Raw genomic sequence first — 15,545 nt, forward strand, 5'->3', positions numbered from 1 at the left:
CAATTCTATACCATTGAAATACATATACAATCCATCATAAAACCAACATAACAATGTTTATTAAAAAATTAAACAATAAACAACACTTCCATTCATAAACAAAACTTAAGCAAATTACAAACAAATAAATATTAATAAAACTGTTGTCTATTTAATTTAAAATTTAACGAAACACACCTTACCTTATAATACTAATCACTAATCAAAAAATATTATCTTAAATACACATAAACTAATTTAGTTATACTAACTATATAAAAAACATAACTTTAGCAATAAATTGTAAATTACTTCTATAAAATATCTCTTGCACATAATTAATGTTTTATTGTTCTAGAAAATACATTAATCAATACAACACCAATAATAATAAAAGTAATACCAATAATAGCTAAACTATCCAACTTTTGATCATAAAACAAATATCCTACCACAGTAATAAATATAATCCCAAGACCAGCCCAGCAAGAATATGCAATACCCATCGGTATTGTTTGTAATACTAAAGATAACAATATAAAAGAAAGTAAATAACCAATCACTACCACAATAGAAGGATACAATTTACTAAATCCTTCAGACGCTTTCAAAGAAGCAGTAGCAACAACTTCTGAAAGAATAGCAACAAACAAATATAAATAATCCATATAATTTTTCTTAAAAATTTCTTAAATTTAATTTTTAAACAATAGATATTCTTGTTTCAAATAATGAAATTCTCAACAAGAAAACAAACATTATCTTGTTAGATAAAATTTTGAATGGTACAATAAGAAAATGATCCTATCATTTCAATAAATAAATGAATGTAAGAAACAAAACTCTAAAAACTCAAACATCAATTACACTTTATTTTCTATACGCCGCCACTTTACTTTCACCTCAAACTAATCTTAGTGTAGCATAACAGTACATAAATCCAACACCCCGATTAATTATCTGAAATAATCAAAACCGGTAATATACATATATTACCCTTTAAAAATTCTCTTTTACCTACTTAATTATTTAATTGGATTTATTCACCATTTTTAATCTTAAAATCTTTGGTGGAGCTGGCGGGATTTGAACCCGCGTCCAGAAATTCTAATTATTCTCAGTCACCTACATGCTTAGGTCTCAAATTGTATTTAATCGATTTAGATATATTAAGACCAATCACTAAATCCACTAGCTTTCTTTATAATACTTAACGTCAAGCCAAAAGCAAGCATTAACGCGCACTCTTATTTTATATGACCTCTCATTCCATTCTAGTTTTATTTTTAACATTTAAGAGTAAATATTAAATGTGAGAGGGAACCTTCAGGGTGTTAATCTGATTTTAAGCTGCCAAAGCAACAGGCTCACTACGTGTACTATTTGCAGTTATTTTTTTTAGGCTGTTTTACGAGGCCTGCCTCACCTCGGCATGCACTTTAAATATAAGATATCCCGTCGAATCCAAAATCAGCCCCTTATCTATTTTAGACGAGGATAATTATAACATAAAACGACGCATATACAAAACGTTATTTATTTTACATACTTTAAAATATGTACTTTTTCTTTCTTCCATTTATGTGTATCTATTACATTTCTTTTATCATACTTTTTTTTACCTTTGGCAATCCCGATATTTATTTTAATCCAAGAATTCCGCCAATACAAATCTAAAACAACTATAGTATAACCTCTTTGTTTAACCGTTTCCATCAAAAATAATAATTCATTTTTTTTTAATAATAACTTACGTATACGAGCTGAATTATAAACTTCATTATAAAATTGAGTTATATTTGTCTGGAATATAGAATTATAAATGTATGCTTCCTTATTATCAAAAGATATATAACTATTATCAATAGTTACCATATTAGAACGTGCAGATTTTACTTCCCACCCTAACAATACAATTCCAGCTTCAATTTTTTTTTCAATAAAATATTCATAATACGCACGTTTGTTTTGAGTAATTTTTTTTAAAATTAATTGCTTCATAACATAATTTTCATAAAAAATATTGCTCTTAATTTTTTTTATTATTTAAAAATAAACACATTACTAATATAATGTATCATATATATATGACAATATAATTATTTTATCTTTACATAAATTAATATGTATATATATACAAAAAATAAAATTTTTAAAAATAAACAAACAAAATAAATATGTACCATGTAAAATATTTCACCTCAGTTCCTTATAGCGTAGAACAAATGTTTCATTTAGTAAATGATATTAATTCTTATACTCAATTTATCCCTGGATGTAATGCAAGTAAAATTTTAGAACAAAAAGATAACGAATTAATTGCTGAAATGAGTCTAGTTATAAATGGAATGATTAAATCATTAGTGACCCACAATTTTTTTATAAAAAATAAGAGTATCATAATCATTTTAGTAAGAGGACCATTTAAATCATTTTATGGTTACTGGAAATTCGTTCCTATTACTTCTACTATCAGTAAAATTGAATATGTTTCTTATTATGAATTTAAATCAATATTTATTGAAAAATTTTTCAATCATATTTTTAAAAAAAAGTATAAAAGTATAATTAAATCATTCATTTCCAGAGCTGAGCAAATGTACGGTATGTGATGTATTTTATAACATCAAATACAAAAAATATTCATATTTAAATTTATTAATAATTTCAATACTTATTTGTGACACAAGAAATCGTAAAATTCCACTAAAAAAATTAATAATAAAATTATTAATTTTTAAACTATTACTTCTCATTAATAGTTATCAAAACATCATTAGTATCAAATTTTAACGTCAAAATTTGATACTTTATTAATTTATTGCCGACACGATGATAAAAAATATAATACCATATATTTGGTTCCGACAAACCTTGCAACGTTGGAACTCCAATACTAGAAGATACATCTAATTTTGTCATACCAAGACAAATTTTGTTTTTATCATATTCAGACAAATAATTACCTTGCTTTACATCAAAATACTTAGGCGTACACTGTAGCAGTGTACAACTTATATTAAACACCATCGTTGCTATAGCAACGATGGTGTTTAATATAATATAAAATATCTTCAAACACATAATTTTCTATTCAATTCATTCTGTAGTTGAAATTATTAAACACAAAAACAATAAATATTCCATGTAATTATTATCAATAATATTGAAACTATTCATAGCAGCAATTGATAATTTTTTTATCAATTGCTGCTACTTTTCTGTTTCAGAAATATTTTTTGACCAACCAAGCTTAATATTCAATGTATTAAAATAGTTATAGTTACTAGGATGAATTAAATCAAGACAATAATTACTACGTTGAATAAAAATTTCTTCTTCTTTACATATAAAAGTAGGAATTTGATTATCACAACCAATTTTCAATTCAGACGTAACTTTAGAAAATTTTAAACAAATAATACTTTTACTATTAATCACAACTGGGCGAGACGATAAAGTATGAGGACATATTGGTACTAACACAATAGCATCTACCATTGGACTAAGAATAGGTCCTCCAGCAGATAAAGAATATGCGGTCGATCCAGTTGGAGTAGAAACAATTAGCCCATCAGATCTTTGGGAAAAAACAAAATTATTATCAATATATAATTCAAACTCAATCATACGTCTGATTGTATTTGTATGTAAAATAACTTCATTAATAGCACTACCTAATCTAGTAATATTACTGCAGCGTTGTACTGTTACATCTAACAAAAAACGCTTTTCATTAATAAAATGTCCAGATAAAACATTGGACAATTCCATTAATGCCGAATTAGGATCTAAATCAGTAAGAAACCCAAGAGTTCCACGGTTAATACCAATAACTTTAATATCATACTGTGCTAAAATATTAGCAGCTCTTAGCATATTTCCATCTCCGCCTATAACTATAGCTAAATCTGCATAATTACCTATATCATTTAAATCACCCACAATTGATTTGTGTATATTTAATAAACTAGCTGCATGATGTTCAATGATTACTGCAATCCCTTTATTATATAACCAACGATATAAAATATCATATGTATGTATAGCTTGCGGATAACGAGAGTATCCTATAATTCCAATGGTTCTAAAAATAGAAGAAGTCATGTTATTATGAATCCTTTCTGTTTTTGTTGTAATTTTTTATTCATCACAAATGATATCTTGAATACCTGTTATTCATCCTTATAATAACTGAATTATAAAATATGTAATTAATAAACAGAGGATAAAATCCATGATAGACAACAATATAAAAAACAACATTAATGAACATATATCACAGGATAAAAAAGTAGAAAAAGAAGAGCTACTAGAATCTAATTCTACAGAAGATAATATTATTGATCCAAAAAATGATCAAATTGTTAAACTAAAAATAAAATTAGCTCAACTTCAAGAACATGAACGTGATACTACACTACGTCTAACAGCTGAAATAGAAAACATTCGTCGACGTAATGCCCAAGAAGTAGAAAAAATCCATAAATTCGGATTAGAACGGTTCATATTCGAATTACTACCAGTCATCGATAATTTAGAACGCACACTGAATATTTCAGACCATTCCAATACTTCATTATCTGCCATAATAGAAGGAATTGAACTAACATTAAAATCATTTTTAGATACCGTATCCAAATTTGGATTAGAATCTATACACGAAATTTATGTCTCATTTAATCCTGAAATACATCAAGCAATATCTGTGATAGAATCCGAAGATCAAAAACCAAATCAAGTATTAACAATTATTCAAAAAGGATATATTCTTAATGGCAGACTAATTCGACCTGCTATGGTTACAGTCTCAAAAGCTAAATGTTAAATATTATACGTGTAGAAACATTCTAATAAATCAGCAACAATTATATGTTTTCTGCATGCTATTATTAAATAACAATTATACAATAATTGATACTCTAATTGAAAATTATCTATTTAATATAATAATTTTTATAAAAATTAATATAGTTATAACAAATATTGTATTCAATTAACGAAAAAATATCGATTTTAGATTATTTATGTTACGTAATCTTTTACGGTGTATAGTGGTTTATTATTTTAAAAAATTATTTATTAGTTACAACAAACAAGAAGATATTTAAAAACATAAAATAAAAAATAATTAAAATTATATAATAGCATCATGAAATTGTATTATCTAAATACCCTTTAAAACATTTTTAATTTTTATTATTAATTAAACTTCATAATCAATTATTTTAGGTTGCCAATCAATCACCTGTATATCATGTTGCATTAAAAACATATTAGCTCTAGAAAAATGCCGACATCCTAAAAATCCATGTTGAGCTGATATAGGCGAAGGATGAGATGCAATTAAAATATGATGTTTTTTTTGATTAATAATATTCCCTTTCTTTTGAGCATACCGCCCCCATAACATAAATATAATTTTTTCTTTATAAATATTAAGTATACGTATTACTTTATCTGTAAATAATTCCCATCCAATATTAGCATGAGAATAACTTTTTCCTGATTCAACAGTCAAAATACTATTCAGTAACAATACCCCTTCCTTTGCCCAGCTTTTTAAACAACCATGACTTGGTATAACAAAATTTGGTATATCAGACATGAGTTCTTTATAAATATTTCTTAACGAAGGAGGTATTAAAACACCAGGTAATACAGAAAAAGCAAGCCCATGCGCTTGATTTGGCCCATGGTAAGGATCTTGTCCTATAATAACAACTTTAACAGATTCAAAACTAGTAAAACGAAATGCATTAAAAATATCTTTTTGTTTTGGATAAAAAACAATTCCTTTTTTTTTCTGTTCCTCTAAAGCAAATAATATATTCTTAAAATAAGATAATTTTTTTTCTTCTGATAAAAAATATCGCCAAGTCAATTCCTTCATCGCATTATGTTACTATCCTAATAATTTTTATTTGAAATCTCAATATTATTTGTTAATAAAATTTACAATATTAAATAAATATAAATTTTACATGTAATAAATATATTCCCAACACTCTATACAACTTTAATAAACAACGCTAATATTGCAGGTCATACGTAGCTTTAACGTAACCAAATTATTGATGTCTAAATATATAATTCAATTAATACCATATATTCAGATTATAAATCATCTACTCTGATAGTATACTTCTCAAAAATCATCGATCTGTTCTATAATTATTTCATATCTATTCAAAACATCTTATTGTACACTAACTAATTCTAATTAAATACCAATTAAATTTAGTTTTACACGAAACTGATATTAATCATGATAAAATACATACGTAATTTTTCTATTATTGCACACATTGATCATGGAAAATCAACATTATCTGATCGATTTATTCAAACTTGTGGAGGACTAAGCGCACGTGAAATGACACCTCAAGTATTAGATTCTATGGAATTAGAACGAGAACGTGGAATTACAATAAAATCACAAAACGTAACACTAAATTATACCTCTAAACATGGCCAATCTTATCAATTAAATCTTATCGACACTCCAGGACATGTTGATTTCTCTTATGAAGTATCTCGATCTCTAGCAGCATGCGAAGGCGCTTTATTAGTAGTAGATGTTACACAAGGAGTTGAAGCGCAAACTGTAGCTAATTATCAAATTGCTACAGAAATGAATTTAAAAGTTATTATAGTATTAAATAAAATCGATTTATCAACAGCTGATCCTATCCGAGTATCTCAAGAAATTAAAAATATTATCGGAATTGATGCAGATAATGCAATAAAATGTTCAGCTAAGACTGGCTATGGCATTCCAAAATTACTAGAACGTTTAATTTGTGATATTCCATATCCTCAAGGAGACTCACATGCTCCTCTACAAGCACTAATTATTGATTCTTGGTTTAATAAATATTTAGGAATTGTATCATTAGTATGCATTAAAAACGGAAAATTAAATAAAGGCGATATATTACAATCCATAAATACGGGGCAAAAATACACTGTTGATCAAATGGGAATTTTCACTCCAAAACAAGTAAAACGTGAAATGTTAAATTGTGGAGAAGTAGGTTGGTTAGTTTGTACCAACAAAAATATTATACGCACTCCTGTAGGAGATACATTAACTCTGTCAACTCGACCCGCAAACAATACGTGCCATAATTTCAAAAAACTGCAACCTTACGTTTATGCAGGATTATTTCCTGTAGGCTCTAAAAATCAAAAAATTTTTCATGATGCTTTATTTAAACTTAGTTTAAATGATGCTTCTTTATTTTATGAACCAGAAAGATCAGAAATTTTAGGTTTGGGTTTTCGTTGTGGATTCCTTGGATTATTACACATGGAAATTATACAAGAAAGATTAAAACGTGAATATTCTCTTAATCTAATTGTTACAGCTCCAATGGTAGTTTACGAAATATTAACTATTGATAACCAAATAATATACATAGATAGCCCATCAAAACTACTCGCTTTAACAAAAATTAAAGAAATACGTGAACCTATTGTTTTATGTAATATATTACTTCCAAAAAAATATATTGGAGAAATTATTTCCCTATGTATTAAAAAAAGAGGCACTCAAATTTCCATGAAATATCATGATAATCAGATCATGATAACTTACGAATTACCTATGTCTGAAACAATATTAGATTTTTTTGATCAGATAAAATCTGCATCCCGTGGATATGCCTCATTTGAATATAAATTCAGTCATTTTCAAATATCAAATATAGTATGTGTAGAAATATTGGTTAATAAACAACGTATTGACGAGTTGTCAGTAATCACTCATCAAAAAAAATCTATATATCATGGACATACTTTAGTTAAAAAATTACAAAAATTAATACCAAGACAACAATTTGAAATTGTCATTCAAGCAGCTATTGGCAAACGAATAATATCTCGCAACACTGTTAAGCAATTACGAAAAAATGTTTTAAAAAAATGTCATGGAGGCGATGTAACTCGAAAGAAAAAATTATTGTATAATCAAAAAGAAGGAAAAAAACGCATGAAAAAAATAGGTAACATTACCATACCACATACTGTGTTTCTAGAAATTTTTGATGTCAATAACAATAAAAAAAATAACTGAAGGATTTTATTTATATGATTAGCACATTTTCTTTAGCCTTGATAATTATTACAGGAATATCAGGTATTTTCTGGGGAATAAAACAACTATATACAATAATACATAATCATTACCAGCATAAAAAAATATTTATTCAAAAATCAAATAATATTTATCAACAATCAAAAAATAATTATTCATTAATTATTTCATACTGTTCAAAGATCTCTGAATTTGTATCCTCACTTTTTCCAATATTGTTATTAGTATTTATAATACGATCATTTATTTTTGAGCCATTCCGAATCCCTTCTGGATCCATGATGCCAACTTTATTAATAGGAGATTTTATTTTAGTAAAAAAATTTATATATGGTATTAAAAATCCTATTACTCAAAAAACATTAATTAATACTGGACATCCAAAACGCGGGGATGTAATAGTATTTAAGTATCCTAAAAATACTACGATAAACTATATTAAACGAGTAATTGGAGAACCAGGAGACAAAGTAATCTATAATATCATTACTAAACAATTAACAATATATCCTAATCATATTAATAATATTAAGAATATACAACCATTACCAATTATTTATAATAACATTGCTCCTAGTAATTTTATTCAAATATTTAACAGCGACTCAAATGGAAAGGTCAATTCTTCTTTTATCAAAATAAAATCACAGAAAAAAAATTTAAATGGTATTCGGTTAATCCAGGCTACAGAATCATTTAATGGAATAAAACATAATATTTTAACCATGATACCTCCTGGTGATCAAAACCTAATAAAAATGTATAACCAACACACAAAACACTTAATATCTGAATGGTTAGTGCCCTCAGATGAGTATTTTGTAATGGGAGATAATAGAGATAACAGCGCAGATAGTCGTTACTGGGGATTTGTACCTGAGCGTAATATAGTAGGACAAGCAACAATAATTTGGATGAATATAAAAAAACAAGAAGAAGGAACATGGCCAATTAGTATACAAATAAATAGAATAGGAAAGATACAATAAGATTAATACGTCTTCTAATAATGGATAAATTAAATATCGCCCTTATTAGAAGTTAAAAATAAATAAAAGTTATTTATAAAAATTTTTATTTTTATAAATAACATGTAATATGTAATCTGTAAACATTATGTCAATTGATGCGCTTCAAAAAAAACTCGGTTATGTTTTTACTCAATATAATTTATTATCAAAAGCACTAACCCACAGAAGCTCTAGTAATCAACATAACGAAAGATTAGAGTTTTTAGGGGATGCTATATTAAATTATGTAATCACCAATGCATTATATCATAAATTTCCTCATATTAATGAAGGAGATATGAGTAGGATGCGTGCGAATTTAGTACGTGAAAATACCCTAGCAACACTAGCGCGAGAATTCAACCTAGGAGATTATTTACAATTAGGGCAGGGTGAACTAAAAAACGGCGGTTATCATCGTGACTCTATTCTAGCTAATACAATAGAAGCAATAATAGGTAGTATATTTTTAGACAGTAATATTCAAACTATTGAAATATTAATTACTAATTGGTATCAAGTTCGTTTAGATCAAATGAATCCTTATGATAAACAAAAAGATCCAAAAACTCGTCTACAAGAACATATGCAGCATCGTCGTTTACCATTACCTGTATATTGGGTGAATCAAATAGTTGGAGAAGCACATAATCAAATTTTTACCATAAATTGTCAAATTAACGAATTAACACAACCGGTCATCGGATCCGGCTCTAGCCGACGTAGAGCTGAACAAGATGCAGCAGAAAAAACTCTAGAGATATTGGAACATAATGAAAATAAATAAACTAAATAAAACTGCTCTAATACATTTAAATACCAAAATATATTTATACCTAAATTTAGCCAACTAACAAATCTATAGCTACCCAAAAAATATATTATAGGTTACAAAAATATCTGTACGAATCATTACGCACATATATATAATAACATCAAATACTACTTGATTTCTAAATCTATTAAAATTTAAAAATTGTATTACCATAGCAAAAAAACAAATTGCTAACAATAACATTAATCATATGCACCACAAACTACTCGATTATTATCTTTAATAACACTACATTGTTTTATTTTTAACAAAGAAGAATACCTTTCTAAATTAGGCAATACTATAATATTTATGGTATTATATGAATATTCTGTGCTAATAAACTTTAAAAGTAATAAAATTATTATTACAAAGTAACAATAAATCCTAAAAGATCGTTTAAAAATTAATCACTCAAAATAAAAATTTACAAATCTTGAAAAATAATGATTATTGTATACTATATTTGTACTCAAATAAATCAATTTATAAATACATTATATTCTTATCCAGTATAAGAATTGATGTTAACACTGGATAAGAATAAGAATAAGAATATAAATATTAAACTTAAGAGTGTATACATAATGTCTAATTTATTATTAGGAGTAAATATTGATCATATTGCAACACTACGCAATGCAAGAAATACCGCATATCCCGATCCTGTACATGCTGCATTTATTGCAGAACAATCAGGAGCAGATAGTATTACTGTGCATTTAAGAGAAGATCGTCGCCATATTACAGATCGAGATATCGAAATATTACGTAAGACTATACAAACAGCTATGAACTTAGAAATAGCAGCAACAAATGAAATGATTAATATCGCATGTATGTTAAAACCACATTATTGTTGCTTAGTGCCTGAAAGACGTCAAGAACTGACAACTGAAGGTGGTTTAGATATAATCAACAAATCAAATAAATTACAGGATATAATATTTAAGCTTATTGACTCTGGAATTAGAGTTTCGCTATTTATAGATCCTGATGAACAACAAATTCATGCTGCATATAATATAGGAGTACCTTACATAGAAATACATACCGGTATATATTCTGATGCTATAGATCAAACAACTAAAAATATAGAGTATAAACGTATTAAAAAAAGCGTACAGTACGCTGTAGATAACGGTTTAAAAGTCAATGCTGGACATGGTCTTGATTATCACAATGTACAGCCTATTGCAAGGTTACCAGGAATACAAGAATTAAATATAGGACATTCTATCATTAGCCGATCAATGTTCTGTGGATTATCTAAAGCTATTAAAGATATGAAAGCATTATTACAAAAATCAAGAAGAGGTTAATAGTGATTCACGGAATCGGTATAGATATCGTCGATACTATCAAAATAAAAAAAATAATAACACATAGCGGAGATAGATTAGCTAAACGCATACTTAGTAAATCAGAATGGAAAATATATCAAAATAAAAAACATCCTGTACGTTTCTTAGCAAAACGTTTTGCTGCAAAAGAAGCAGTAGCTAAGGCATTTGGAACTGGAATCAATCAAGGAGTTACATTTAATCAAATTGAAATATTTAACGATAAATTAGGAAAACCAATGTTGCATCTGTTTTCACATGCGGCACTATTAGCTAATAAATTATCATTAAAAAAAATGCATATTACCTTATCTGATACCAATTTATATGCATGTGCACTCGTAGTATTTGAACGATAACTAAATTCTAATACATAACTATACACATAATTATTACTACCGTATTATTTATATACTAATAAAACCTAATAATTTTAGTTAAAAATTTTAATTAAATATAAATAATACGGACATCAACAATCTCTATAATTAAAAAATTATTTTTTTATTTTATTTAATAAAATATTAATATTTAAATATATATAACAAATTACTCCACAATTGCACATTGCAACGCTCTTGTTATACGTGAAGAAATATATGTATGAAATAGAAGATATGGATACTATATGGATGCGTCATGCTATTACATTAGCTACTTACGCTGAAATTATTGGAGAAATATCGGTAGGAGCAGTTTTAATTCAAAATGGTCAACTTATAAGTTGTGGCTGGAATTCTTCTATTATATATCATGATCCCAGCGCCCATGCAGAAATTATAGCATTACGCATAGGAGGAAAAATTTTAGGTAATTATCGTTTATTAGGCACTACTCTTTACGTTACTTTAGAACCATGCATAATGTGTATTGGCGCCATGATTCACGCGCGTATTCATCGACTAGTTTGTGGCGCAAAAAACAAAAAATCTGGACACACACCCTGGTTAAAAACCTTACTCCATCATCCGATGGTTAATCACCATATATCTTTAACCACCGGAATACTAGAAAAAGAATGTGCTTCGCAATTAAATAAATTTTTTAAACGTCGCCGCCACACTTCAATCTCATCACTAAAATAGCCCAAAGAATTGAAAACCAATCAATCCATATAGATAAATATAATTATTTATTAATAATAAATCATAAATATTTCTATAACAGAAAATTACTTTAATATAATAATAAATTATAACATAATCATATATCTAAAAACTCAAATAAACAATATAAGCATAATATGCTTATATTGTTTAAATAAAATTAAAAAATAGTTTTAATATCATAAACAATAAACATTTAATAGAGTAATATATATACAACACTTAATATAAATATTAATAAAAATGTCTATTTATTAAATATAAAAACATTATTTAATGTTTAATAATACTTTATAAAATTAAATTTAAGAATAATTTAATTTTATAAAATAATTAATAATTTATAATATATTTATTTAATTAAAAATTTTTTAAAAATATTACTTTATAATATATTTTTACTATTTTCATACAAAAACATAGGCGATTATTATGTCGATATATACAAATTATGATATTGAATTATGGGAAATAATGAAACAAGAAATCTCTCGACAAGAAGAACATATTGAATTGATTGCATCCGAAAATTACGTCAGCCCTCAAGTCATGAAAATACAAGGTTCACAGCTTACTAATAAATATGCTGAAGGATATCCAGGTAAACGTTACTATGGCGGATGTGAATATGTTGATATGATTGAACAATTGGGCATTGATCGCGCAAAAAAATTATTTTCTGCCGACTATGCAAATATACAACCACACTCTGGATCCCAAGCTAATTTTTCTGTTTACAACGCCTTATTACATCCTGGAGATACTATTTTAGGTATGCACTTAAACCATGGAGGACATTTAACACATGGTTCACCAGTAAACTTTTCAGGAAAATTATATAAAGCTATATTTTACGGTGTTGATGAAACTGGATGTATTAATTACGAAGAACTAGAAAATTTAGCTACAATACACAAGCCAAAAATGATTGTAGGGGGGTTCTCTGCATATTCCGGTATTATAAATTGGTCTAAAATGCGTCAAATTGCTGATGCTGTTCAAGCATATCTATTTATTGATATGGCTCATATTGCAGGATTAGTTGCAGCAGGTATATATCCAAATCCACTACCCCATGCGCATGTAGTAACTGCTACTACTCATAAAACATTAGCAGGGCCAAGAGGCGGTTTAATTTTAGCTAGTGGAGGTGATCCAAAATTTTATAAAAAACTAGATGCTTCAGTTTTTCCTGGTTCTCAAGGAGGCCCATTAATGCACGTTATCGCAGCTAAAGCAGTTGCCTTAAAAGAAGCAATGGATCCATCCTTTAAATTATATCAACAAAAAGTCGTCAACCACGCTAAAATAATGGTTAAAGAATTTTTACTACGCAAATTTAAAGTAATTTCTGGTATAACTCATAATCATCTGTTTTTATTAGATTTAAGAAACAAAAACATAACCGGAAAGGATGCTAGCATAGCCTTAGAACGTGCTAACATTATTGTTAACAAAAACAGCATACCTAATGATTATAGAAATCCTTTCATTACATCTGGCATACGCATCGGTACGCCGGCAATAACCAGACGTGGTTTTAATGAAAACGACGTCAAAAAATTGTCTCAGTGGATTTGTGATATACTAAACCATATCAATGACAATGAAATTATTTTATCTACAAAAAATAAAGTCTCACTCATTTGCTCTCAGCATCCTATATATAGTTAACATTATAAAAAATCAATTAAATAAAATCACCATAAATAAGACTCTTATCTTCTATAAAAGTTTTGTTTTTGACACAAATAAATATTGTTCATTAATACTTAGTTCAATCATCTATATCAGATGATTGAACTATTGGCAAAATAGTCCGAATTATCTTTGTATTACCCGCAATTATATTTCCAAATAATAAATAATTGTCAGCCCCAGTAAAATCAACAATTAATCCCCCTGATTCACGAATAATTAAAACACCACTAGCCAATTTGTTGTTATTAATATTTTTTAAAAAAATAGCAATACATCCATCTACACGTCCAACTGCAACATAAGCCAAATCTAATACTGTCGCTCCAGTATACCGAAAATATATATATTTATTACTAAATTTATTTAAAAAATTAACAACCACATGTTGTTTTTCATAAACACAAGACATAACAATAATTGCCCCGTTTAAATTCTTAGCAGTCCCTACACGAATCCGATAACCATTAAGCTGAGCTCCTTTTCCACGACAAGCGCTAAACAACTCATTATGGATGGGGTCATATATCACTCCTATCTCAATATGCTCTTTAAAAAAGACTGAAATAGACAAAGCAAAAAAAGGAAACTGTTTAACAAAATTAATATCACTATCTATAGATCCAATTATCCAACGAATACCCTCCTTACAATATATATTATTATCATTGACATTATGATCATGCCATGTGGTTACAATAGTATGTAATGGATAAAATTTTCGAATAATTGTCGCAATAATATTGTATGATTTTTCATTTATTTTATAGATCAAATCATTTATATAATTTGAACGTATACTGTTTCTATCCAAAAATTCATATTGTTTAACAACAAAGTCTCCCGCTTTTCTTATAGCTTGAATAGCGATATTCAACATCGGATGCATAAATTATTCATCCAGTAATTCATCATAAAATTAAAATAAATATAATACACATCATACTACACTATGTATGTATTGAACTATGTTTTTCAAACAACACAAATATTATATTATCTGATTGTTATACAATACATCTTAAAATATATAATTACTAAAAATCTTTAAAATTTATAAACAAGAACATTTATTTCATTTTAAATATATAGTTTTTATATGTATTTAATTATTACATTATTTATTTTTATATAAATTCCAAAATGATATAAAAATAAATAATGTAATCTTTTTAAAGAAACTAAAATTAAATCTTTCACGGAAATATACCGATAACAGCATAATTCTATAATATATATATATTGATATATAATCATTTACATTTTTTACCATTAAAAATAAGACTTGTTATTTTCATTAGCAGTATTATCTTTAAATAATTAATTTTTACTATTATGTTAAACAACAGGTGCTTTAATCATTTATTGTTATATAAATACTTCCGCTAAATATTAAGCACAATATTTTATTATATTTTATTAAAAAATAGCATCTCTTAAATCGATTCATTCAAATGACTAATAGTATTATAACAACATAATACATATATCTATTTC

At 26.8% G+C, this 15,545-nt stretch carries 15 protein-coding genes and 1 other RNA gene; 9 read left to right on the plus strand and 7 right to left on the minus strand.

Features of this window, described 5'->3' with window-relative positions; translation table 11 throughout:
* Window positions 1-317 precede the first annotated feature (317 nt).
* The 3 genes from VOI34_RS01035 to smpB form a co-directional block, all read right to left on the minus strand.
* The gene (locus tag VOI34_RS01035) at window positions 318-647 is read right to left on the minus strand and encodes a DMT family transporter (RefSeq protein WP_331828604.1); all 330 of its coding nucleotides are present in this window, start codon (window positions 645-647) and stop codon (window positions 318-320) included.
* Window positions 648-1,047: 400 nt separating this feature from the next.
* Window positions 1,048-1,457, minus strand: a transfer-messenger RNA (tmRNA) gene (gene ssrA, locus VOI34_RS01040).
* Between the two features lie 58 nt (window positions 1,458-1,515).
* Window positions 1,516-1,980, minus strand: coding sequence for an SsrA-binding protein SmpB (smpB, locus tag VOI34_RS01045; protein ID WP_331828605.1), 465 nt, complete (start codon window positions 1,978-1,980; stop codon window positions 1,516-1,518).
* 176 nt (window positions 1,981-2,156) lie between these two features.
* Here smpB and VOI34_RS01050 point away from each other — a divergent pair, with 176 nt between their 5' ends.
* Entirely contained in the window at window positions 2,157-2,591 is a 435-nt protein-coding gene (locus VOI34_RS01050) for a type II toxin-antitoxin system RatA family toxin (RefSeq protein WP_331828606.1), read from the plus strand.
* Window positions 2,592-2,724: 133 nt separating this feature from the next.
* Here the strand turns inward: VOI34_RS01050 and bamE are convergent, their stop codons facing one another.
* Together bamE and nadK are read right to left on the minus strand one after the other, a co-directional pair.
* Complete coding sequence (gene bamE / locus VOI34_RS01055; RefSeq protein ID WP_331828607.1) at window positions 2,725-3,009, minus strand: outer membrane protein assembly factor BamE domain-containing protein; 285 nt, start codon at window positions 3,007-3,009, stop codon at window positions 2,725-2,727.
* 183 nt (window positions 3,010-3,192) lie between these two features.
* On the minus strand, window positions 3,193-4,086 hold the full coding sequence (gene nadK, locus VOI34_RS01060; protein ID WP_331828608.1) for an NAD(+) kinase: 894 nt from the start codon (window positions 4,084-4,086) through the stop codon (window positions 3,193-3,195).
* A gap of 130 nt (window positions 4,087-4,216) precedes the next feature.
* Here nadK and grpE point away from each other — a divergent pair, with 130 nt between their 5' ends.
* Window positions 4,217-4,807: a nucleotide exchange factor GrpE gene (gene grpE / locus VOI34_RS01065; RefSeq protein ID WP_331828609.1), complete on the plus strand. Its 591-nt coding sequence runs from the start codon at window positions 4,217-4,219 to the stop codon at window positions 4,805-4,807.
* A 378-nt stretch (window positions 4,808-5,185) separates the two neighbouring features.
* Here grpE and ung read toward each other — a convergent pair whose 3' ends face one another.
* Window positions 5,186-5,872: a uracil-DNA glycosylase gene (gene ung, locus VOI34_RS01070; protein ID WP_331828610.1), complete on the minus strand. Its 687-nt coding sequence runs from the start codon at window positions 5,870-5,872 to the stop codon at window positions 5,186-5,188.
* 378 nt (window positions 5,873-6,250) lie between these two features.
* Here ung and lepA point away from each other — a divergent pair, with 378 nt between their 5' ends.
* The 7 genes from lepA (at window position 6,251) to glyA (ending at window position 14,024) form a co-directional block, all read left to right on the plus strand.
* Entirely contained in the window at window positions 6,251-8,056 is a 1,806-nt protein-coding gene (lepA, locus tag VOI34_RS01075) for a translation elongation factor 4 (protein ID WP_331828711.1), read from the plus strand.
* A gap of 14 nt (window positions 8,057-8,070) precedes the next feature.
* Window positions 8,071-9,066 carry a signal peptidase I gene (lepB, locus tag VOI34_RS01080; protein WP_331828611.1) on the plus strand — a complete coding sequence of 332 codons (996 nt, stop codon included), beginning with the start codon at window positions 8,071-8,073 and terminating at the stop codon, window positions 9,064-9,066.
* 127 nt (window positions 9,067-9,193) lie between these two features.
* The gene (rnc, locus tag VOI34_RS01085) at window positions 9,194-9,874 is read left to right on the plus strand and encodes a ribonuclease III (protein WP_331828612.1); all 681 of its coding nucleotides are present in this window, start codon (window positions 9,194-9,196) and stop codon (window positions 9,872-9,874) included.
* A gap of 614 nt (window positions 9,875-10,488) precedes the next feature.
* A complete protein-coding gene (gene pdxJ / locus VOI34_RS01090) occupies window positions 10,489-11,223 on the plus strand; it encodes a pyridoxine 5'-phosphate synthase (RefSeq protein WP_331828613.1) in 735 nt (244 codons plus the stop codon).
* Window positions 11,223-11,603: a holo-ACP synthase gene (acpS, locus tag VOI34_RS01095; RefSeq protein ID WP_331828712.1), complete on the plus strand. Its 381-nt coding sequence runs from the start codon at window positions 11,223-11,225 to the stop codon at window positions 11,601-11,603. The genes pdxJ and acpS overlap by 1 nt, the downstream gene beginning before the upstream one ends.
* A 240-nt stretch (window positions 11,604-11,843) precedes the next feature.
* Window positions 11,844-12,329, plus strand: a complete 486-nt coding sequence (gene tadA, locus VOI34_RS01100; protein WP_331828713.1) for a tRNA adenosine(34) deaminase TadA — start codon at window positions 11,844-11,846, stop codon at window positions 12,327-12,329.
* Window positions 12,330-12,782: 453 nt separating this feature from the next.
* Complete coding sequence (glyA, locus tag VOI34_RS01105) at window positions 12,783-14,024, plus strand: serine hydroxymethyltransferase (RefSeq protein ID WP_331828614.1); 1,242 nt, start codon at window positions 12,783-12,785, stop codon at window positions 14,022-14,024.
* A gap of 103 nt (window positions 14,025-14,127) precedes the next feature.
* Here the strand turns inward: glyA and VOI34_RS01110 are convergent, their stop codons facing one another.
* Window positions 14,128-14,937: an inositol monophosphatase family protein gene (locus tag VOI34_RS01110; RefSeq protein WP_331828615.1), complete on the minus strand. Its 810-nt coding sequence runs from the start codon at window positions 14,935-14,937 to the stop codon at window positions 14,128-14,130.
* Window positions 14,938-15,545 lie beyond the last annotated feature (608 nt).

Source organism: Candidatus Blochmannia sp. SNP (genome assembly GCF_036549215.1).
GTDB lineage: Bacteria > Pseudomonadota > Gammaproteobacteria > Enterobacterales > Enterobacteriaceae > Blochmanniella.

What these genes read in the sequence shown, in the direction of transcription:
- VOI34_RS01035 (WP_331828604.1), bottom strand. Translation starts at nt 647, where the DNA reads ATGGATTATTTATATTTGTTTGTTGCTATTCTTTCAGAAGTTGTTGCT.
- smpB (WP_331828605.1), bottom strand. Translation starts at nt 1,980, where the DNA reads ATGAAGCAATTAATTTTAAAAAAAATTACTCAAAACAAACGTGCGTAT.
- VOI34_RS01050 (WP_331828606.1), top strand. Translation starts at nt 2,157, where the DNA reads ATGTACCATGTAAAATATTTCACCTCAGTTCCTTATAGCGTAGAACAA.
- bamE (WP_331828607.1), bottom strand. Translation starts at nt 3,009, where the DNA reads ATGGTGTTTAATATAAGTTGTACACTGCTACAGTGTACGCCTAAGTAT.
- nadK (WP_331828608.1), bottom strand. Translation starts at nt 4,086, where the DNA reads ATGACTTCTTCTATTTTTAGAACCATTGGAATTATAGGATACTCTCGT.
- grpE (WP_331828609.1), top strand. Translation starts at nt 4,217, where the DNA reads ATGATAGACAACAATATAAAAAACAACATTAATGAACATATATCACAG.
- ung (WP_331828610.1), bottom strand. Translation starts at nt 5,872, where the DNA reads ATGAAGGAATTGACTTGGCGATATTTTTTATCAGAAGAAAAAAAATTA.
- lepB (WP_331828611.1), top strand. Translation starts at nt 8,071, where the DNA reads ATGATTAGCACATTTTCTTTAGCCTTGATAATTATTACAGGAATATCA.
- rnc (WP_331828612.1), top strand. Translation starts at nt 9,194, where the DNA reads ATGTCAATTGATGCGCTTCAAAAAAAACTCGGTTATGTTTTTACTCAA.
- pdxJ (WP_331828613.1), top strand. Translation starts at nt 10,489, where the DNA reads ATGTCTAATTTATTATTAGGAGTAAATATTGATCATATTGCAACACTA.
- tadA (WP_331828713.1), top strand. Translation starts at nt 11,844, where the DNA reads ATGTATGAAATAGAAGATATGGATACTATATGGATGCGTCATGCTATT.
- glyA (WP_331828614.1), top strand. Translation starts at nt 12,783, where the DNA reads ATGTCGATATATACAAATTATGATATTGAATTATGGGAAATAATGAAA.
- VOI34_RS01110 (WP_331828615.1), bottom strand. Translation starts at nt 14,937, where the DNA reads ATGCATCCGATGTTGAATATCGCTATTCAAGCTATAAGAAAAGCGGGA.